This window comes from Streptomyces sp. NPDC059371 (assembly GCF_042751995.1).
In the GTDB taxonomy this organism is placed as follows: Bacteria; Actinomycetota; Actinomycetes; order Streptomycetales; family Streptomycetaceae; genus Streptomyces.
The window spans coordinates 54753-75180 of sequence record NZ_JBHYXD010000026.1 but is presented as its reverse complement, the minus strand read 5'-3'; the positions used below and the strand labels follow the sequence as shown (position 1 = coordinate 75180).

Annotated in this window: 18 protein-coding genes; 5 read left to right on the top strand and 13 right to left on the bottom strand. The window is 71.3% G+C overall.

The annotated features are described in order from the left end of the window. The 4 genes from ACFXGX_RS17490 to rimP all read right to left on the bottom strand — a co-directional run. Window positions 1-444 (bottom strand): translation initiation factor IF-2 N-terminal domain-containing protein (locus tag ACFXGX_RS17490; RefSeq protein ID WP_384791341.1); only part of this gene is annotated, 444 nt, incomplete at its 3' end. Window positions 445-593: 149 nt separating this feature from the next. After that, entirely contained in the window at window positions 594-872 is a 279-nt protein-coding gene (locus tag ACFXGX_RS17485; RefSeq protein ID WP_384791338.1) for a YlxR family protein, read from the bottom strand. A 101-nt stretch (window positions 873-973) separates the two neighbouring features. Next, window positions 974-1972: a transcription termination factor NusA gene (gene nusA, locus ACFXGX_RS17480; RefSeq protein ID WP_355765230.1), complete on the bottom strand. Its 999-nt coding sequence runs from the start codon at window positions 1970-1972 to the stop codon at window positions 974-976. Window positions 1973-1974: 2 nt separating this feature from the next. Continuing rightward, the gene (rimP, locus tag ACFXGX_RS17475) at window positions 1975-2472 is read right to left on the bottom strand and encodes a ribosome maturation factor RimP (RefSeq protein WP_384791333.1); all 498 of its coding nucleotides are present in this window, start codon (window positions 2470-2472) and stop codon (window positions 1975-1977) included. Window positions 2473-2723: 251 nt separating this feature from the next. Between rimP and ACFXGX_RS17470 the strand changes: the two genes are divergently transcribed. Genes ACFXGX_RS17470 through ACFXGX_RS17460 form a run of 3 tightly spaced genes read left to right on the top strand, consistent with a single transcriptional unit; the run spans window position 2724 to window position 4821 of the window. Beyond that, on the top strand, window positions 2724-3356 hold the full coding sequence (locus ACFXGX_RS17470) for a hypothetical protein (protein WP_384791330.1): 633 nt from the start codon (window positions 2724-2726) through the stop codon (window positions 3354-3356). After that, on the top strand, window positions 3353-3826 hold the full coding sequence (locus tag ACFXGX_RS17465) for a ferritin-like domain-containing protein (RefSeq protein ID WP_384791327.1): 474 nt from the start codon (window positions 3353-3355) through the stop codon (window positions 3824-3826). The genes ACFXGX_RS17470 and ACFXGX_RS17465 overlap by 4 nt, the downstream gene beginning before the upstream one ends. A 38-nt stretch (window positions 3827-3864) precedes the next feature. Next, window positions 3865-4821: an aminoglycoside phosphotransferase family protein gene (locus ACFXGX_RS17460; protein WP_384791397.1), complete on the top strand. Its 957-nt coding sequence runs from the start codon at window positions 3865-3867 to the stop codon at window positions 4819-4821. A gap of 445 nt (window positions 4822-5266) precedes the next feature. Here the strand turns inward: ACFXGX_RS17460 and ACFXGX_RS17455 are convergent, their stop codons facing one another. From ACFXGX_RS17455 to ACFXGX_RS17420, 8 genes are all read right to left on the bottom strand, one after another. After that, window positions 5267-6958, bottom strand: coding sequence for a proline--tRNA ligase (locus ACFXGX_RS17455; protein ID WP_384791324.1), 1692 nt, complete (start codon window positions 6956-6958; stop codon window positions 5267-5269). A gap of 71 nt (window positions 6959-7029) precedes the next feature. Continuing rightward, window positions 7030-7596 carry a GNAT family N-acetyltransferase gene (locus ACFXGX_RS17450; RefSeq protein ID WP_384791321.1) on the bottom strand — a complete coding sequence of 189 codons (567 nt, stop codon included), beginning with the start codon at window positions 7594-7596 and terminating at the stop codon, window positions 7030-7032. Window positions 7597-7657: 61 nt separating this feature from the next. Continuing rightward, entirely contained in the window at window positions 7658-8506 is an 849-nt protein-coding gene (locus ACFXGX_RS17445; protein WP_384791318.1) for a GNAT family N-acetyltransferase, read from the bottom strand. Window positions 8507-8631: 125 nt separating this feature from the next. Then, window positions 8632-9393: an SDR family oxidoreductase gene (locus ACFXGX_RS17440; protein ID WP_384791315.1), complete on the bottom strand. Its 762-nt coding sequence runs from the start codon at window positions 9391-9393 to the stop codon at window positions 8632-8634. Between the two features lie 385 nt (window positions 9394-9778). Beyond that, the gene (gene ispG, locus ACFXGX_RS17435; protein ID WP_384791312.1) at window positions 9779-10936 is read right to left on the bottom strand and encodes a flavodoxin-dependent (E)-4-hydroxy-3-methylbut-2-enyl-diphosphate synthase; all 1158 of its coding nucleotides are present in this window, start codon (window positions 10934-10936) and stop codon (window positions 9779-9781) included. 168 nt (window positions 10937-11104) lie between these two features. After that, window positions 11105-12409: a M50 family metallopeptidase gene (locus ACFXGX_RS17430; protein ID WP_384791309.1), complete on the bottom strand. Its 1305-nt coding sequence runs from the start codon at window positions 12407-12409 to the stop codon at window positions 11105-11107. Next, on the bottom strand, window positions 12406-13662 hold the full coding sequence (gene dxr, locus ACFXGX_RS17425) for a 1-deoxy-D-xylulose-5-phosphate reductoisomerase (RefSeq protein WP_384791306.1): 1257 nt from the start codon (window positions 13660-13662) through the stop codon (window positions 12406-12408). The genes ACFXGX_RS17430 and dxr overlap by 4 nt, the downstream gene beginning before the upstream one ends. 336 nt (window positions 13663-13998) lie before the next feature. Beyond that, window positions 13999-15930 carry an acyl-CoA dehydrogenase family protein gene (locus tag ACFXGX_RS17420; protein ID WP_384791302.1) on the bottom strand — a complete coding sequence of 644 codons (1932 nt, stop codon included), beginning with the start codon at window positions 15928-15930 and terminating at the stop codon, window positions 13999-14001. A 489-nt stretch (window positions 15931-16419) separates the two neighbouring features. Between ACFXGX_RS17420 and ACFXGX_RS17415 the strand changes: the two genes are divergently transcribed. Both ACFXGX_RS17415 and ACFXGX_RS17410 read left to right on the top strand, forming a co-directional pair. Then, window positions 16420-17433 carry a LacI family DNA-binding transcriptional regulator gene (locus ACFXGX_RS17415; RefSeq protein ID WP_384791299.1) on the top strand — a complete coding sequence of 338 codons (1014 nt, stop codon included), beginning with the start codon at window positions 16420-16422 and terminating at the stop codon, window positions 17431-17433. 172 nt (window positions 17434-17605) lie between these two features. Continuing rightward, window positions 17606-19648, top strand: coding sequence for a TIM-barrel domain-containing protein (locus ACFXGX_RS17410; RefSeq protein ID WP_384791296.1), 2043 nt, complete (start codon window positions 17606-17608; stop codon window positions 19646-19648). A gap of 59 nt (window positions 19649-19707) precedes the next feature. On the opposite strand, the gene ACFXGX_RS17405 is transcribed toward ACFXGX_RS17410, so the two are convergent. Beyond that, a complete protein-coding gene (locus ACFXGX_RS17405; protein ID WP_384791293.1) occupies window positions 19708-20424 on the bottom strand; it encodes a hypothetical protein in 717 nt (238 codons plus the stop codon). Window positions 20425-20428: the final 4 nt, after the last annotated feature.

The window sequence follows — 20428 nt, the reverse complement described above, 5'->3', positions numbered from 1 at the left end:
GGGGGGCGCGCGCCCCCCGCCCCCCCCCGCCGCCCCCCGCGGCGGCGAGCCCCCGCCCCGCCCCGGAGCGGGCCCCGCCACAGCGGGCTTCGGGGCCGGCTTGGGACCCGGAGTCGGGCGCGAGCCCGCCGCGGCCGGGGTCACCGGAGCGGCCGCGGGCTTCTCGGCCACGGCCGGCTTGGGGGCCGCCGGGCGCGGGGCGGCCGGACGGGCAGCCTGCGCCGGAGAGGGGGCGCCCGGCTTGGCCGGGGCAGCCTTGCGCGGGGCGGGCTTGCCGCCACCGTTGCCCTGCTGGAGGGCATCTGTCAGTTTGCGTACGACGGGGGCCTCGATCGTCGAGGACGCCGAACGGACGAATTCACCGAGTTCTTGGAGCTTGGCCATGACGACCTTGCTCTCTACGCCGAACTCCTTGGCGAGTTCGTATACCCGGACCTTAGCCACTTCGCTCCTTTTAGGTCCGGGTCTGCGTCCGGACCGTCGCTACTTCATGGGCGTACTCATCGCGTGCTCATCGAGTGCTCATCGCAATCTCGACCTACTTCCAACTCGCGGAATACCAGGCCGCACGGGGGTTCCGTACGACGTGCTTCTTACGGTGTTGCCTGCTCGACGTAGAGGCGCAACGCCGCGGTGTCGAGCGGTCCCGGAGCGTGCAGCGCCCGCGGGATCGCCCGGCGGCGGACCGCCAGATCGAGACAGACCAGAACGGGATGCACGTACGCACCCCGGCCGGGCAGCGTACCGCGATGGTCGGGGGCACATTCGCCCTCGACCGCCACGATGCGCAGCAAGTCTCTCTTGGCCGCTCGCTCCCGGCACCCCACACAGGTGCGTTCAGGGCATGCGCGGGCTCGCGTCCGGCCAGACACTCTTAAGTCTACCTCCCCGTACCGACCTCACCCCTTTGGGGCAAGAATCGAACGGTTGTTGTCGTGATGTAAGCGTTGCGCGGGCCGGATCTATTCCCGGTCTATTCCCCGCGCTGCTCGGCGGGCTGCTCGGTGTCGGGACGGATGTCGATCCGCCAGCCCGTGAGGCGCGCGGCGAGGCGGGCGTTCTGGCCCTCCTTGCCGATCGCCAGCGAGAGCTGGTAGTCGGGGACCGTCACGCGCGCGGAGCGGGCCGCGAGGTCGACGACCTCCACCTTGGAGACCCGGGCCGGGGAGAGCGCGTTGGCCACCATGTCCGCCGGGTCGTCCGACCAGTCGACGATGTCGATCTTCTCGCCGTTCAGTTCGGCCATCACGTTGCGCACCCGGCCGCCCATGGGGCCGATGCAGGCGCCCTTGGCGTTCAGACCGCTGCGGTTGGACCGGACGGCGATCTTCGTGCGGTGGCCGGCCTCACGGGCGATGGCGGCGATCTCGACGGAACCGTCGGCGATCTCCGGCACCTCCAGCGCGAAGAGCTTCTTCACGAGGTTGGGGTGCGTACGGGACAGGGTCACGGACGGACCGCGGACACCCTTGGCCACCCGGACGACGTACGAGCGCAGGCGCAGGCCGTGCTCGTAGTTCTCGCCGGGGACCTGCTCCTGCACCGGCAGGATGGCCTCCAGCTTGCCGATGTCGACGAGCACGTTCTTCGGGTCGCGGCCCTGCTGGACCACACCGGTGACGATGTCGCCCTCGCGGCCCGCGTACTCGCCGAGGGTCGCGTCGTCCTCGGCGTCCCGCAGGCGCTGCAGGATGACCTGCTTGGCGGTGGTGGCGGCGATCCGGCCGAACCCCGAGGGGGTGTCGTCGAACTCGCGGGCCTCCTGCCCCTCCTCCAGGTCCTCGGGGTCCTCCTTCGCCCACACGGTCACATGGCCGGTCTCCCGGTCGAGTTTCACGCGCGCGCGCCGGCGGCTTCCCTCGGTGCGGTGGTAGGCGATGAGGAGGGCCGACTCGATCGCCTCGACCAGCAGGTCGAAGGAGATCTCCTTCTCCCGCACCAAACCCCGCAGGGCACTCATGTCGATGTCCACGGCTACGCCTCCTCTTCCTTCTTGTCCTTGCGGCTGAACTCGACCTGGACGCGGGCCTTGACGATGTCCCCGAAGGCGAGCCGTCTGGCGGTGGGCTTGCGCCCCTTCACACCCGGCACCTCGACATCGAGACCGTCTTCCTCGACCCGCAGGATCCTGGCGAGCAGTTCGCCGTCCTCCGCCAGCTGGAACTTCACCAGGCGGTCGGTGGCGCGTACGTAGTGACGGTGCTCCTTGAGCTCGCGCTCGGCACCGGGGGTTCCGACCTCGAGGGTGTATTCACCCGAACCCATCACGTCGGTCTCGTCGAGCTTCGCCGAGAGCACGCGGCTCACATCGGCGATCGCGTCCAGGTCGGCACCTTCGTCCGAATCCACGACGACGCGCAGTACACGCTTACGGCCTACGGACTCCACTTCGATCTCTTCGAGATCGAGGCCCTGGGAGCTCACGAGCGGATCCAGGAGTTCTCGAAGCCTCTCGCTCTGGGTCGTGCTCATCCGGGTGACTCCTCGGCCGCGTGTGCTGTTGTGGGTTGGTCGCTTGTCAGCTCAAAGGGTATCCGGTCGCGGAGGGTGTTGCCGTCCACCGGGCTGGTGCCCGCGCTCGGACGGGTGCCCGTGGACCTCCCCGGAACAGCGCCGTGAACAGTTGGAGGAGAGCCGCTGGGCCGTGATCGGCCGATGCGCGGGTACCGTGATCACGGGCAGTTCGCCCATACATTCGTACGAGCCCTCCGAGGACGTCTGCCGTGTCGTTCCCCCTGCCGTCGCGCACCCCGTCGGGTCCGCGCCGAAGGACCCTGCTCGCGGCCGCCGCGGGTGCCTTCGCGCTCGCGGGCTGTTCCGCCGCTCCGGAGTCGTCGAGCGACACGACGGGCGGGAGCCCCTCGCTCGCGGACCGGGCCCGCGCCCGCGCGGCCCGGGACAGCATGACGCTCTCCGACCGGTACACCGCGGTGATCGCCGCCCATCCCGGGCTTGCGGAGCGGCTCGGCCCGATGCGGGCGGAGGTCGTCCGGCACGCGACGGCGTTCGGGGGCGGCAGCGCGGGGGCGTCGGCGGCGGCATCGGGAGCCGCGTCGGGGTCGGCGTCCTCGGCAGAGTCCCCGTCCGCTTCCTCGTCGGCCTCGGCTTCGGAGTCGGCGTCCGCTACGAGTTCGGCTTCGAGTTCGGCTTCGAGTTCGGCTTCGGCCGGGGTCTCCCCCGGTGTGGCGGCCCGGCCCAAGGACGCGCTCGCCGACCTCGCCTCCGCCGAACTGAAGCTCGCCGACGAGCGGACACAGGCCCTGGTGGACGTCCCCGGTGAACTCGCCCGGCTGCTCGCCTCCGTGGCGGCGGCCGGAGCGGCCCACGCGTTCCTGCTGACGAAGGCGGCGAAGTGAGCAAGCGGAGCAGGACCGAGGAAGCCGAGCTCAAGGCCCTGCAGGCCGCGCTCGGCGCCGAGCACGCGGCCGTCTACGGCTACGGCGTCGTGGGCGCCCGGATCGGCACGGCCCGGCAGTCGGACGCCCGGTCGGCCTACGACGCCCACCGGGCACGGCGGGACGAACTGACGCGCGCGGTCAAGGACATGGGCGCCGAGCCCGAGGCCGCGTCGGCCGCGTACATGCTGCCGTTCCCCGTGACGGACACCGCCGCTGCCATACGGTTCGCGGCCGAACTGGAGGAACGCGTCGCCGACGTGTACTCCGACCTCGTACGCGCCGCCGAGGACGACCGGCGGCGCATGGCGGCCGGGGCGCTGCGCGAGGCCGCGGTCCGCGCGGTGCGCTGGAGCGGCGAGAGCGTAGCCTTCCCTGGGCTCGCCGAGCGGGCGGCCACCCCGTCCGCCACGGCACCCTCGCCGACGTAACGCGACTGGAAGGGAACATCTCGCGCATGGACTCGCGCATGGCCTTCGAACCGCCGCAGCGCCTTCTCCGGGCGCTCGGCGAGACCCGCCGGAGCGGGCCGGAGGGCGCCGACGAGACCGACGCGTGGCTGGAGCACCTGCCCGAGCTGGCCCGACGGGCCGTCGCGCTGCGCGAGTTGACCGTGGAGCGGGTGCAGGCGCCGGGCGGGCGCAGCAGTCTGGTCGTCCTGGTGCGCCGGGCCGACGGCACGCCCGCCGTGCTGAAGCTGGCGCCCGGGCGGGCGCGTCCGGAGGCCGAGCGGGTCGCACTGGCCCACTGGGACGGCCGCGGCGCGGTCCGCCTTCTCGACACCGACGGTGCGCGGGACGCGCCCGGCACCGATGGCGTCCTGCTGCTCGAGCGGCTGCACCCGGACGTCTCGGTGCGCTCGCTGCCCGAGGCGAAGGCCCTGCTGGAGGCGTCGGGGACGCTGCGGCGGCTGTGGGTCGAGCCGCCCGCCGACCCCGTCTTCGAGACCGTCGCGGAGCGGACCGGGCGGCAGGCCGAGGCCATGCGGGCCACCGTGGCGGCCGGAACGGGAGCCGGAGCGGGAACCGAGGCCGCGGCCCTGGTCGACGCGGCCCTCGCGGCCCGCGAGGAGCTGCTGGCCGGGCCGCCGGAGGAACGGCTGCTGCACGGCACGTTCCGGCAGAGCAAGGTGCTCGCCGGGGAGCGGGTGCCCTGGCTGGCGGTGGGACCGGACCCGGTGGTCGGCGAGTGCGCGTTCGACCTGGCCAGGCTGGTCCGCGACCGGGTGGAGGACCTGATCGCGTCGCCTTCTGGGCCGTCGATCACCCGGCGGCGGATCAAGCGGCTCGCCGAGTCCCTGGAAGTGGACCAGGCGAGGCTGCGCGGCTGGACCCTGTTCCGCGCCGTCGAGTCGGGCGTCCGGGCGGCCCGCGTCGGCCGCCCCCAGGACGCCGAACTGCTCCTGGAATTCGCCGGCTGGCTCTGACCACCGACCGGCCCGGGGCACGGACGCGATGCCACCCCGGCGACAGGCGTCCGCCCCGCGCGCACCCCGCGCCCCGACCCGACGACGGGCTCGGCCCGCACCCACTCCCCCGGGAACGAACGGCATGAGCGGGACCCGGACGACCGGGCCGAGCCGCGCCTCGAAGGGAGCCGGCGCGTCCCGCGGGCGCCCCGAGCCGTGTGCGACATCCCGGGAAACAGCGAACGGGGGCCCCCCCCCCCCCCGAGGGGGGGGGGCCCCCGCCGGGAATATGAGATCAGGACCCCTCGGGGGGGGGCGCGCGGGGGGCGCGCCCCCCCCCCCCCCCCCCGCGTGGGGGGGGGGGCGGCGCCGGGGGGGCCCCCGGCGGGGTGTCCCCCCCCGCGCCCCCCCCCCCCGGCCCCCCGGGCCGCGCGGGGGGGGGGGGGCGCCGCTCAGGTCGCTGCTACGCCGTCAGGCGGGCGATCGCCTCTTCGACGGTCAGTTCCTCGCGCTCGCCGGTGCGGCGGTCCTTCAGTTCCACGACGCCCTCGGCCGAGCGGCGGCCGGCGATCAGGATCGTCGGGACGCCGATGAGCTCCGCGTCGGTGAACTTCACGCCCGGGGAGACACCGGCCCGGTCGTCGACCAGGACGCGGACGCCGGCGGCGCCGAGCTTCTCGGACACGTCGAGCGCCAGCTCGGTCTGGAGGGCCTTGCCCGCGGCGACCACGTGCACGTCGGCCGGAGCGATCTCCTTGGGCCAGCACAGGCCCTGCTCGTCCGCGGACTGCTCGGCCAGCGCGGCGACGGCGCGGGAGACGCCGATGCCGTACGAGCCCATGGTCACGCGGACCGGCTTGCCCTGCTGTCCGAGCACGTCGAGGCCGAAGGTGTCGGCGTACTTGCGGCCGAGCTGGAAGATGTGGCCGATCTCGATGGCGCGGTCCAGCTTGAGGCCGGCCCCGCACTTCGGGCAGGGGTCGCCCTCTTCCACCACGACGACGTCGAGGTAGTCGTCGACCTCGAAGTCGCGGCCGGCCACGACGTTCTTCGCGTGCGTGTTGATCTTGTTGGCGCCGGTGATCCAGGCCGTGCCGGGGGCGACGCGCGGGTCGGCGATGTAGCGGACCTTCTCCAGGCCCTGCGGACCCACGTAGCCGCGCACGAGGTCGTCGCGGCCCTCGAAGTCCTCAGCCGTGACGAGTTCGACGACGGCCGGGGCGAGGTGCTCGCCCAGCTTGCCGAGGTCGACCTCGCGGTTGCCGGGGACACCCACGGCCACGATCTCGCCGTCGATCTTGACCAGCAGGTTCTTCAGGGTCGCGGAGGCGGGCACACCGAGGTGCGCGGCGAGCGTCTCGATGGTCGGGGTGTCGGGGGTGTCCAGCTCCTCGACCACGCCGTGCTCCTCGGAGGCGGGCGTGAGCTTGAAGGTCACGGCCTCCGTGTTGGCGGCGTAGTCGCAGGCCGGGCAGTCCACGAAGGTGTCCTCACCGGCGGGGGCGGGCGCGAGGAACTCCTCGGAGGCCGAGCCGCCCATGGCACCGGAGACGGCGGACACGATGCGGTAGTCGAGGCCGAGACGCGCGAAGATCTTCTGGTAGGCCTCGCGGTGCAGACGGTAGGACTCGGCGAGGCCCTCGTCCGTGATGTCGAAGGAGTACGAGTCCTTCATCTGGAACTCGCGGCCGCGCAGCACACCGGCGCGCGGACGGGCCTCGTCGCGGTACTTCGTCTGGATCTGGTAGAGCATGACCGGCAGGTCCTTGTACGAGGCCACCTGATCCTTCACGATCAGGGTGAAGATCTCCTCGTGCGTCGGACCGAGCAGGTACTCGGCGCCCTTGCGGTCCTTGAGGCGGAACAGCAGGTCGCCGTACTCCTCCCAGCGGGCCGAGGCCTCGTAGGGCTCCTTGGGCAGCAGGGCCGGGAGGAGGACCTCCTGGGCGCCGATCGCGTCCATCTCCTCGCGGACCACGCGGGAGATGTTGTCGAGGACCTTCTTGCCGAGCGGCAGCCAGGTCCAGATGCCCGCGGCGTTGCGGCGCACGTAACCGGCGCGGACGAGCAGCTTGTGGTTGAGCGTCTCGGCGTCCGCCGGGTCGTCACGCAATGTCTTGACCATCAAACGGGACATGCGCTGGACCTGGGCCATGGTTCTCGACTCCTGCTGCGTAAGGGTGATGCCTGGAGGTTATCCGGGCAGCGGCCGTCCCCGGAAATCCATTAGGCATGTCGCAGGGGGAGGGGGGCGCCCATCACCGCGTACGGCTTGGGTGCGCTGGGGAACAGGACCTGCCGTGCGAGGTCCTCGTAGCCGAGGGAGCGGTACAGGCCGCGGGCCGGGCTGTCGATGTCGATCGCGGACAGGATCGAGCGGGGTTCGGCCGCCGTGTCCGTGATGGAGGTGATCAGCGTGCGGCCGAAGCCCCGGTTCTGGAAGCGGGGGTGGACATGCAGTTCGGTGATCACGAAGGAGTCGTCGAGCCAGCCGTCGTGGCCCTGGCCGCGCAGATACGGTTCGACGACGGTGGACCACCAGTGCGCGCGGTCGTTGGGCATGCCGTAGACGAATCCCACGAGCCGTCCGTCGACGGTGGTGGCGCCGAGCGCGCGGGCTCCCGGGTACGTGAGGTGGCGCAGCACGATCTGGCGGCGTACGGCGATCTCGTCGGCGCCGAGCCCGAAGGCGAGCGCCTGCACGGCGAGCGCCTCGTCGACACGCGCGGCGAGATCGAGCGGGCCGATGACCACGTCGGCGTCGCGGTGGCCGTGACCGGGGAAGCGCAACATGCCGGGAGACTACCTGGCGGACCGTGTGACGCGTGAGGTGCCGACGGGCCCGTGCCGGGCGTCAGAACAGGACACTCATGAACGCGCCGGCCTCCTGGAACCCGACGCGGCGGTACGCCGCCCGGGCCGCCGTGTTGAAGTCGTTGACGTAGAGGCTGACGACCGGGGCGACATCGGCGAGGGCGTAGCGCAGCACGGCGGCCATTCCGGGGGCCGCGAGTCCCCGGCCGCGGTACTCGGGGGCCACCCACACGCCCTGGATCTGGCAGGCTTCGGCGGTCGCGGCGCCGATCTCCGCCTTGAAGACGACGTTGCCGTCCCGGCCGAGGCGGGCGAAGGACCGGCCGGAGCCGACGAGTTCGGCGACGCGGGCCTGGTAGAGCAGCCCACCGTCGCCGGCCATCGGGGAGACGCCGACCTCCTCGGTGAACATGGCGACGCACGCCGGCATGATCGTCTCCATCTCGTCCTTGCGGATGCGGCGGACGTACGGATCCGGGGTGATGTCGGGGGGCAGCCGGTCGGTGACCATCAGCGGCTGGTGGGCCCGGATCTCACGGGCGGGGCCCCAGCTCGGTTCGAGCAGCCGCCAGAGCTGGGCGGTGGATTCGGCGGGCCCGACGATCGAGGAGCAGCGGCGGCCGCTTCTGCGGGCGCGGTCGGCGAAGCCGCGTACGGCGCGGGGGGTGGCGCAGATCGGGACGAGGTTGGCGCCCGCGTAACAGAGGGACTGCAGCATGCCGTCCTCGTACCAGCCCCACATCTCGCCGCCGAGCCGCCATGGGTCGAGTCCGGCGACCTGCACTCGGGAGGTGACGAAGGCGTTCGTCACCGGCTCGCGGCCGAGGACGGCGAGCGCGGCGTCCAGGTCACTCGGTTCGAGGACCCTGGTGGTGGTCTGGGTCAACACGTGCGGGGGCCCTCACCCTGGGATCTGCTGATCTCCGCACTGTACCTGGCGAGGTTGTGCGCCGCCGCCCCTCGCACGGGCGGAGCGAACCCTCCCCGGCGGCTCCCCATTGCCCGCATGCGCCGTCAGCGGGCCACGAGCTGCTGGCCGCCGTCCACGTCGAAGGTCGCCCCGGTGAGCGCTTCGTTGACCATGATGTGGACGGCGAGCGCGGCCACGTCCTCGGGGCCCACGACCCGCCGGATGGGAAGCGTCCGGCGCAGCTCCTCCCGGCGCGCTTCGAGCCGGTCGCCGAGGAGCGAGGCGGACAGGGGCGTGTCCACGAATCCGGGGGCGATGAGGTTCGCCCGGATCGGCGCGAGTTCGAGCGCCAGGTTGGCGGTGAGGGCGGGCAGGGCCGCGGTCATGGCGCCCACGATCGCCATGCCGGGACCGGGCCGGCGGCCGCCGGTCCCGCCGATGAAGATCAGGGTGCCTCCGGCCCGTACCTTGTCACGGCTGCCGAGGGCGACGCCGAGGGTCATGGACAGACGCTGGGCGAACGCCCGGCTCGCCTCGGTCAGGTCCATGCCGTCCAGGGGCATGTAGGCCGGACTCCCCGCCGTGAGCAGGATGTGGTCGACCGGGCCGGACAGGTTCTCGAGGAACTCCGCCAGGCGGCCGGTGTCGCTCGCGTCGAAGGCCGCGGTGGCGACCGGCTGGAGTTCGCGTGCCGCTTCCTCCAGACGGTCGGGATTCCGGCCGACCAGTACCAGGCGCCCGCCGCCCGCGCGCACCTGCCGGGCCGTCTCCCGTCCGATGCCCGCGCTTGCTCCGATCACCACGACCGTCTGGTCGGCGATGTCCGGCGGGCGAGGTGTCGCCCGCACTTCTCGATCAGCGGTCATGGTGTGCCTCCTGGGCCGAGCGGTCCGGCCGTGCGGTCGCGTGAGAGGGACGGTGCCGCGCCCTGCCCTTCGTACGTGCCTGCGGAAACCCCGCGCCGGATCCGTGTCGTCCGGCGCACCGACCCATCGTCGCTCCCGGACCCGGCGGGCGCCTGTCGGCGAGCTCGCGCCCGGCGCCGGGGACGCCGGGGACGCCGGAGCACTGGAGCACAGGAACACGTGAACGCCGGAACACCGGAAGGGCGCTCGATCACCGGAAGGGCCCCGGAACGGCGAAAGGCCCCCGTTCCCCGCGGTCTCCCGGATACCCCGCCGGTCCGGTGCCGGATCGCGGGGGTCGGGGATGCGTGGGGCCCGGGGGCCTTTCGCCGAACTGCCGGGGGCGTCAGCCCGCCACGGAGACCGTCGGCTCGCCGGAGGCGATTCCGTCGGCCTCCATCTGCTCGGCGAGCTTCATCGCCTCTTCGATCAGGGTCTCGACGATCTTCGACTCGGGGACGGTCTTGATGACCTCGCCCTTGACGAAGATCTGGCCCTTGCCATTGCCGGAGGCGACACCGAGGTCGGCCTCGCGGGCCTCGCCGGGGCCGTTCACGACGCAGCCCATGACGGCGACGCGGAGCGGGACCTCCATGCCGGTGAGGCCGGCGGTGACTTCTTCGGCCAGCTTGTAGACGTCGACCTGGGCGCGGCCGCAGGACGGGCAGGAGACGATCTCCAGGCCGCGCTGGCGCAGGTTCAGCGACTGGAGGATCTGCAGGCCGACCTTGACCTCCTCGACCGGCGGCGCGGACAGGGAGACGCGGATGGTGTCGCCGATGCCCTCGGAGAGCAGGGCGCCGAACGCGACGGCCGACTTGATGGTGCCCTGGAAGGCGGGACCGGCCTCGGTCACGCCGAGGTGCAGCGGGTAGTCACAGGCGGCGGAGAGCTGGCGGTAGGCGTTGACCATGACGACGGGGTCGTTGTGCTTGACCGAGATCTTGATGTCGTGGAAGTCGTGTTCCTCGAAGAGGGAGGCCTCCCACAGCGCGGACTCGACGAGCGCCTCGGGCGTCGCCTTGCCGTACTTCTGGAGCAGCCGCTTGTCGAGGGAGCCCGCGTTGACGCCGATCCGGATCGGGGTGCCGGTGTCCTTCGCGGCCCGCGCGATCTCCTTGACCTGGTCGTCGAACTGCTTGATGTTGCCGGGGTTGACGCGGACGGCCGCGCAGCCGGCGTCGATCGCGGCGAAGACGTACTTCGGCTGGAAGTGGATGTCCGCGATGACGGGGATCTGGGACTTCTTGGCGATGGTGGCGAGCGCGTCGGCGTCGTCCTGGGTCGGACAGGCGACCCGGACGATCTGGCAGCCGGACGCGGTCAGCTCGGCGATCTGCTGGAGCGTGGCGCCGATGTCCGACGTGCGCGTGGTCGTCATCGACTGCACCGAGACGGGTGCGTCTCCACCCACGGCCACGGTCCCGACCTGGATCTGCCGGGTCTTCCGGCGCTCGGCCAGCTTGGTCGGAACGGACGGCATGCCGAGAGAAATCGCAGTCATCTGCTGTGCAACCCCAAGTTGTGGATCAAGGTCCCGGAAATCGTGGGCTCCGGGCTTCGAGATTACGGTACGAGCGCCAACGGGCACATCACGCCCCCGGCACTCAAACCCACTCAATGGAAGGCGGCCGGACACCCAGGGTGCCCGGCCGCCATCAACGCAGTATGACTAAGAGATTTTCACGGGATTTACGACGTCAGCGATGAGGACGAGGACCGTGAAGCAGACGAAGATCCCGGCCACCACGTAGGCCACCGGCATCAGCTTCGCCACGTCGAACGGGCCCGGGTCCGGGCGGCGCAGGACACGGGCGAGGTTCCGCCGCAGGGACTCCCACAGGGCACCCGCGATGTGCCCGCCGTCGAGCGGGAGCAGCGGGAGCATGTTGAACAGGAACAGGGAGAGGTTGAACCCGGCGACGAGCAGGAGCATCATCGCGACCTGCTGCGACGCGGGGATGTCCAGGGTGAAGACGTCGCCGCCGATACGGGCCGCGCCGACCACGCCCATCGGGGAGTCGGCCTTGCGCGGGCCGTCGCCGAAGGCCGCGTCCCACAGGTCGGGCACCTTGCCGGGCAGCGACACCAGGGACTCGACGCCGTTCTGCATCATGTCGCCCATGCGGTTCACGGACTGGCCGAAGGACTGCTCGACGATGCCGGTGGCGGGTGTGAAGCCGAGGAAGCCGGCGTACACGTACTTGCCCTCGACGTAGCCGCCGTTGCCGTCGGTCTTGCTCACCTGGTTCTTGATCAGGTGGGCCTTCAGGTCGACCTGCTGACCCTTGCGCTCGACGGTGATCGTGACGTCCTTGCCGGGGTTGGCCCGGATGTCGTCCTGGAGGGCGGCCCAGTCGGCGACCGCCTTGCCGTCGAACGCGACGATCTTGTCGCCGCCCTTGAGTCCCGCGGCCTTGGCGGGCGCGGCCTCGTCGCCCTTCGCGCACTTCGACCGGTTCTCGCTCTGCTGGATGACACAGTCCGAGACCTTGCCGACCGTGGTGGTCTGGGCCTGGACGCCGAAGGTCATCATCACGCCGAGGAAGATCGCGACGGCGAGGACGAGGTTCATGAAGGGACCGGCGAACATCACGATCACGCGCTTCCACGGCTTGCGCGTGTAAAAGAGGCGGGTCTCGTCCCCGGGCTGCAGTTCCTCGAAGGCGGCCGACCGGGCGTCCTCGATCATGCCCCGGAAGGGGGACGTCGAGCGGGCCTCGATCCGGCCGTCCGGGCCGGGCGGGAACATCCCGATCATGCGGATGTAGCCGCCGAGCGGAACGGCCTTGATGCCGTACTCGGTGTCGCCCTTCTTGCGCGACCAGATGGTCGGGCCGAAGCCGACCATGTACTGCGGCACCCGGATGCCGAAGAGCTTGGCCGTCGACAGATGTCCCAGCTCGTGCCACGCGATCGAGATCAGCAGGCCGACCACGAAGACGACTATGCCGAGGATCATCATCAGGGTCGTCATGCACGAGCCTCCGCGGTTGTGGTCTGTGCCGTCAGTTCACGGGCCCGGGCTCGTGCCCAGGTCTCCGCTTCGAGGACGTCCGCGAGGGTCAGGGAAGTTCCCGTACGCGGTGTGCCGTGTTCCTCGACGACCCGGGTGACAGTCTCCATGATCCCGTTGAACGGCAGTGTGCCGTTCAGGAACGCGTCCACGCACTCCTCGTTGGCGGCATTGAACACCGCCGGGGCCGTACCCGCGAGCCGCCCCACGTGCCGGGCGAGTCCCACCGACGGGAAGGCGTCGTTGTCGAGCGGGAAGAACTCCCAGGTCGACGCCTTCGTCCAGTCGAAGGCGGGCGCCGCGTCCGGGACGCGCTCGGGCCAGCCGACGCCGATGGCGATGGGCCCCCGCATGTCGGGGGGCGTCGCCTGGGCGATCGTCGAGCCGTCCGTGAATTCCACCATCGAGTGGACATACGACTGCGGGTGCACGACCACCTCAATGCGGTCGAAGGGAATGTCGTAGAGGAGGTGCGCCTCGATGACTTCCAGTCCCTTGTTGACCAGGGTCGCGGAGTTGACGGTGATGACCGGGCCCATGGCCCAGGTGGGGTGCGCGAGGGCGTCGGCCGGTGCCACGTTCGCCAGTTCCGCCTTCGTACGGCCGCGGAACGGTCCCCCGGAGGCGGTCACCACGAGCTTGCGCACATCGGCGCGCGTGCCGGAGGCCAGCGCCTGGAAGAGGGCCGCGTGCTCGGAGTCGACCGGGATGATCTGGCCCGGCTTCGCCAGCGCCTTCACCAGCGGGCCGCCGACGATGAGCGACTCCTTGTTGGCGAGCGCGAGGGTGCGGCCCGCCTCCAGCGCGGCGAGGGTGGGCGCGAGGCCGATGGAACCGGTGATGCCGTTCAGGACGGTGTGACAGTGCGACGCGGCGACCTGGGTGGCCGCGTCCGGTCCGGCGAGGATCTCGGGAAGGGTCTCACCGGGTGCGTACCGGGCCGCGAGGGCCTCCCTGAGCGCCGGGACGGCGTCCTCGCGCGCCACGGCGACCGTCCGTACCCGCAGCCGGTGGGCCTGCTCGGCGAGCAGGGCGACCCTGCCGCCGGCGGCGGACAGCGCGGTGACCCGGAACCGGTCGGGGTTGCGCAGCACGAGGTCGATGGCCTGGGTGCCGATCGATCCGGTGGATCCGAGGATCACGACATCCCGGACTCCGTTCACGGGGTCGAAGACGAGATGCGGATCAGCGAGGGGGGCTGGACTGTCGCTCATCCCCCCATTGTGGCCGCAACGCGGCGGCCGGAGGACAGGGCGTCCCTCATTCCCACCGTCTCTCCCCGTGAACGGCGGTGTCCGGGCGCGTCGGGACGCGATGGAGGGAGCGGGCGTCGGCGGGGGCCGCAGGTGCCCGGGTGCCCGGGTGCCCGGCGGCGGGCGGCGGGCGGCGGCGGTGGTGGCGGTGGCGGTGGCGGTGGCGGTGAGACCGTCCGATCCCGCTGATCCGCAGGTCGGCGTCGGCCCACGGGCACGGGCGCGTGCCCCGGCGGCCGGGTACGGCCGCGCACGGGCCGCCCGTCGGCGGGCCCGTGCGCCTTCGCGGGAGGGGAGTCAGCGAATGGGCCGGTGCATGTTCTCCCGGGTGCTCGCGCCGGGGGTGGCGTCGGCGATCCAGGGGCCTTCGCCCGAGGGGTCCAGGACGCCTTCCTCCAGCCAGGTGTAGGTGCCCGACAGGACCCCCTTGACGACCTTCCGGTCGAGGTCGTCGGTATTGGTCCACAGGCGTCCGAAGAGTTCCTCGACACGGATGCGGGACTGGCGACAGAAGGCGTCGGCGAGCTGGTAGGCCTCGCGCCCGTGATCGCCCTTCTTGCGCAGGTGTTCCGCCCGTACGCAGGCCGCGCTCATCGCGAAGAGCTCGGCGCCGATGTCGACGATCCGGCCCAGGAAGCCCTGCTTGGTCTCCATACGGCCCTGCCAGCGCGACATCGCGTAGAAGGTCGACCGGGCGAGCTTGCGGGCGTTGCGCTCCACGTACCGCAGATGCGTGGAGAGGTCCACGTCCTGGTCGAACTCGCTGTACGAGCGCGGGAGCTGGCCCGCGCCCGCCACCAGTTTCGGCAGCCACTTGGCGTAGAAGACACCGGCGTTCGCGCCCGCCTTCGCCTTCTCGGAGAGGGACTTGTCGGGGTCGATGAGGTCGCCGGCGACCGAGAGGTGGGCGTCGACCGCCTCCCGGGCGATCAGCAGGTGCATGATCTCCGTGGAGCCCTCGAAGATGCGGTTGATGCGCAGGTCGCGCAGGACCTGTTCGGCGGGGACCGCGCGCTCGCCGCGGGCCGCCAGCGACGCGGCCGTCTCGAAGCCGCGGCCGCCGCGGATCTGGACCAGTTCGTCGGCCATCAGACAGGCCATCTCGGAGCCGTACAGCTTGGCGAGGGCGGCCTCGATGCGGATGTCGTTGCGGTTCTCGTCGGCCATCTGCGACGACAGGTCGAGTACGGCCTCCAGCGCGAAGGTGGTGGCCGCGATGAAGGAGATCTTGGAGCCGACGGCCTCGTGGAAGGCGACCGGCTTGCCCCACTGCTCACGCACCGACGTCCACTCACGGGCGATCTTCAGGCACCACTTTCCGGCGCCCACGCACATCGCGGGCAGCGAGAGGCGGCCGGTGTTGAGGGTGGTGAGGGCGATCTTCAGCCCCGCCCCCTCGGGTCCGATGCGGTTGGCGGCGGGCACCCGCACCCGGTGGAAGCGGGTGACGCCGTTCTCCAGGCCGCGCAGGCCCATGAACGCGTTGCGGTTCTCGACGGTGACGCCCTCCGAGGCCGCCTCCACCACGAAGGCCGTGATGCCGCCCTTGCGGTCCTCGGACTTCGGGACGCGCGCCATGACGACGAGGAGGTCCGCGACGACGCCGTTGGTCGTCCAGAGCTTCACCCCGTCGAGGATGTAGTCGTCGCCGTCCGGCACGGCGGTCGTGGCGAGCCGCGCCGGGTCGGAGCCGACATCCGGTTCGGTGAGCAGGAAGGCGGAGATGTCGGTACGGGCGCAGCGCGGCAGGAAGATGTCCCGCTGCTCCTGGGTACCGAAGAGCTTCAGCGGCTGGGGCACACCGATCGACTGGTGGGCGGACAGCAGCGCGCCGAGCGCCGGGTTCACGGAGCCGACCAGGGCGAGGGCCTTGTTGTAGTAGACCTGGGTGAGGCCGAGCCCCCCGTACTTGGTGTCGATCTTCATGCCGAGGGCGCCGATTTCCTTGAGCCCGGTGATCGTCTCGTCCGGGATCCGAGCCTCGCGCTCGATCCGGGCGGAGTCGATCTTCGTCTCGCAGAAGTCCCGCAGTTTGGCCAGGAACTCCTCGCCGCGCAGGGTGTCCTCGTCGGCGGGGAGCGGGTGGGGGTGGATGAGGTCGAGCCGGAAGCGGCCGAGGAAGAGTTCCTTCGCGAAACTGGGCTTGCGCCAGTCCTGTTCGCGCGCCGCCTCGGCGACCTGCCGGGCCTCGCGTTCAGTGACTGTGGGCTGGTGGGGTGTGGCGGACATGAGGCTCACCTCGCCGCGAATAGGGATCTTGGGACAGTCCATTACCGACCGGTTCTACTCGATCGTATTTACCCGATTCCGGATGACCCCACCAGTCCTCGCGCAGCGTTCGGCCCGATGGACTCCCCCGCGAACCGGCCACCGGCGTTGCGCTGCAGGCCCGCTTCGGGAGACGGTCCGGATGCTCCGAACGGGGGAGGTGCCTCTCGGCCGGGAGGGAGGTGCGCGCCACGATCGGGGATCACCGTCGCGCCGCGGCCGGAAGCGTCGCTGCGCCGCGGCCGGAATCGCCGCTGGGCCACGGAAGGGATCGCTGTCGTGCCGCGGCCGGGAAATCACCGTCGCACCGAGGTCGGTAAAGAGGCTGTCGAAGCGCTTCGACAGCCTATGGACACGATTCCTCCACCGGGCTAATGTCGAGCCACCCTCATTCGCACCGATCGGTACCGCGCGCACTGTCGAAGCGCTTCACATACCTGGGAGAGCCGGATGGTCACCCTCGCCGAGGTCGCCCAGCACGCCGGAGTCTCGGCGAGCACGGTGAGCTATGTCCTCAGCGGCAAGCGGTCCATCTCCGCGACCACCCGGCAGCGGGTCGAGCGGAGCATCCAGGAACTCGGCTACCACCCGAACGCGGGCGCCCGCGCCCTGGCGAGCAACCGGTCCAACATCATCGCGCTGATGGTCCCGCTGCGCACCGACATGTACGTACCCGTGATGATGGAGATCGCCATCGCGGTGGCCACCAGCGCCCGGACCCACGGCTACGACGTCCTGCTGCTCACCGGCGAGGAGGGGCCCGACGCGGTGCGCCGGGTCACCGGCAGCGGGCTCGCCGACGCGATGATCCTGATGGACGTCGAACTCGACGACGAGCGGCTGCCGTTGCTGCGCGCGACGGACCAGCCGTCCGTGCTCATCGGGCTCCCCGCCGACACCACCGGCCTGACCTGCGTCGACCTCGACTTCGGGGCGACGGGCGCGCTGTGCGCCGAGCATCTGGCCCTGCTCGGTCACCGTGACATCGCTGTCATCGGCGAGGCGCCCGCCGTCTACGAGCGGCACACCGGCTTCGCCGAGCGGACGCTCGACGGACTCCGCGCCCGCGCCCGGGAACTGGGGCTGCGTGTGCTGCACCGGCCCTGCGAGGGCGGCTACGACGCGATGGCCCTCACGCTCGCCCGCATCTTCGACGAGCGCCCGGGTACCACGGGCTTCGTCGTGCAGAACGAGTCGGCGGTCGAACCGCTGCTCGCGCTGCTGCGCCAAAAGGGCCGTGCCGTGCCCGAGGACGTCTCGGTGATCGCGATCTGCCCGGACCAGGTCGCCACCCAGGCCTCGGTGCGGCTGACGTCGGTCGCCATTCCCGCACAGGACATGGGCCGCCATGCCGTCGAGCATCTGATCGCCAAGCTCGAAGGCCGCGGCAAGGACGAACTCGTACTGCTCGCGCCCGAGTTGACGGTACGGGCGAGCACGGGGCTGGCGCCGTCCGCTCCCTGAGCCGCTCTCCCGTCGGGGGCCCGCCCGCTCGGCGCCCCCGTCGCGAATCTCCCGCGAACCTCCTCTGCCGGACACCGCTGTCCGCGTGCTCTCCCTGTGCCGCTCTGTCCGCACCCCGCCTCAGGACCCGCCTCAGGACCCCGCTTCAGGACCCCGCTTCAGGAGCATCCACGTGAATCAGTCCGCCGCAGTCCAGCCCCAGGTCAGCCTCGCGCAGTCCTCCCCCACCGTCGGCACGTTCCGTGAACGGGACGGCGCGCTGGAGTGGTGCGGCCGCACGGAGACCGTCCGGATCGAGCCGTGGGGTCCCGATGCCGTGCGGGTCCGCGCCCGGCTCGGCGGCCCCCTGCTCGAAGGGCTGCCCGGAGCGCTGCTCGACGAGCCGTACGACACCGCGAGCACGCTGGAACTCATCGATGGCGAAGGCCGGTTGACGGTGGGTGCGCTGACCGTCGAGGTGAGCGCCGAGGGCCTGATCCGCTTCACCCGGACCGCGGACGGCGGTGAACTCCTCGCCGAGGAGCGCGCCCATTTCTGGTGGCCCGGATCACGGCTGTACACCCCCACCGGCAATGGTCACCACCGGCTGGAGCAGCGTTTCGCCGCGTACGACGGGGAGCGGCTGTACGGCCTCGGGCAGCACCAGCACGGGCTGTTCGACCAGAAGGGCGCGGTCCTCGACCTGATCCAGCGCAACGCCGAGGTCACCGTGCCGGTGCTCACCTCCAGCCGCGGCTACACCCTCCTGTGGAACAACCCGGCCATCGGCCGGGTGGAGCTCGCGGGCAACGGCACCCGCTGGGTCGCCGACTCGGCCCGGCAGATCGACTACTGGATCACCGCGGGCACCCCGGCCGACGCCCAGCGCCGCTACAGCGCGGTCACCGGCCGGACGCCGATGCTGCCCGAGTGGGCGGCCGGGTTCTGGCAGTGCAAGCTGCGCTACCGCACCCAGGACGAACTCCTGGACGTGGCAAGGGAGTACAAGCGACGGGGACTGCCGCTGTCGGTCATCGTCTGCGACTTCTTCCACTGGACCCACCTCGGCGACTGGAAGTTCGACCCGGCCGAGTGGCCCGACCCCGCGGCCCTGCAGGCCGAACTCGCCGGTCTCGGCGTCAAGCTGGTCGTGTCCGTCTGGCCGTCGGTCTCGCCGCTCTCGGAGAACCACGCGCTGATGGAGCAGCGGGGCTGGTTCATCGGCACCGAGTACGGGCCGATGGCGCACGCCGACTGGCCGGACAAGCAGGTCGCGTCCACGGTCCAGGTGGCCTTCTACGACGCCACGAACCCCGAGGCGCGTGACTTCCTGTGGTCGCGGGTGAAGGACAACTATCTCGACCCGTACGGCATCTCGGCCTTCTGGCTGGACGCCTGCGAGCCGGAGCTGAAGCCGGGCTTCTCCGAGAACCTCCGCTATCACGCGGGCCCGGGGCTCGAAGTGGGCAACCTCTATCCGCGCGAGAACGCCCGCACCTTCTACGAGGGCCTGCGCGCCGCCGGGGAGACCGAGATCGTCTCCCTCAACCGCTCGGCCTGGGCGGGCAGTCAGCGCTACGGGGCGGCCCTGTGGTCGGGCGACATCGGGACCGACTTCGCGACCCTGCGGCGGCAGATCGCCGCGGGGCTCAACACCGCGCTGTCCGGGATCCCCTGGTGGAACACGGACATCGGCGGCTTCCACGGCGGCGACCCGGACGACCCGGCGTACCGCGAGGTCATGGTGCGCTGGTTCCAGTTCGGCGCGCTGTCGCCGCTGATGCGGCTGCACGGCTTCCGCGACCCGGGGCTGCCGCTCGGCCCCGGGATGACCGGCGGCCCGAACGAGGTCTGGTCGTACGGCGAGGAGGCCGGCGCCGTCCTGGAGAAGTACCTGCGTCTGCGGGAACGCCTGAAGCCGTATCTGCTGGACGTGATGCGGGAGGCCCACGAGGAGGGGCTGCCGGTGATGCGCCCGCTGCTCCTGGAGTTCCCCGGCGACCAGGCGGCCTGGTCGGTGGACGACGCCTACCTCCTCGGCCCCGACCTGCTGGTCGCTCCGGTTCTCACCGCGGGCGCGACGGCCCGTACGGCGTATCTCCCGGCGGGTGCGCGCTGGACGGACGCGTGGACCGGGGAGTCGTACGAGGGGGGCACTTCCGTGACGGTGGACGCGCCGCTGGACCGGATCCCGCTGTTCCTGCGGGACGGCGCACGGCTGCCCGTGGCGGGCTAGGACACCCCCGATGGCGCGGCCGGCCCCCGCGGGGGACCGGCCGCACGCGCACGTTCGGATCAGCTGCTGCTGACCGTCAGGTTGTTGGTGACGAAGTCGAGGCCGCCCGCCGACGAGGTGATCTCGAAGCCGAACTGCACGTCCCCGATGGTCGCGCCGCTCGACATCCAGCCCTTGGTGTTCGCGATCCACTTCAGGATGGGGAGGATGTTCATGGTCCCGGAGGTGGAGTCGGAGCTGCGCAGGAACGAGAAGACGTCGTTCGCGCCGTTGTTGCCCTTGTAGACGGTCCAGGTGTTGCCGCCCAGCGTGAGCGTTCCCTGCGAGGTGCCGAGCGCGCCGACGGCTCCGTTGTAGTTGACCCAGAGCATGATCTCGTGGGCGTAGCCGGTGTCCCAGATGTCGTACGAGGTGTTGTACGCGCCGGACGACGGGACGGTGACGTTGTAGCTGCTGGTGAGGGAGGACAGTCCGGCGATCGTCCTGCCCACGTACTTCTTGGAGTCGGGGTAGGACTTGATGCCGCCGGTGTCGGGGTGATTGGCCCAGACTCCCCAGTTGGTGCCGGAGTTGGCCCAGACGCACTGGCTGCCCGCTCCGGAGCCCCAGATGTTGTTGTAGAGCGTGTAGCCGTTCAGGGTGGTGTTGCCCCACTGGTCGCAGGAGGACCAGACGGCGGCCTGGGCGGGGGCCGAGGCGAGACCGATCGTGGCTCCGAGCGCGAGCGCGGGGGCGATGAGGGCCTTGGTGATCCTGTTCCGTGTACGAAGCGCCATGAGG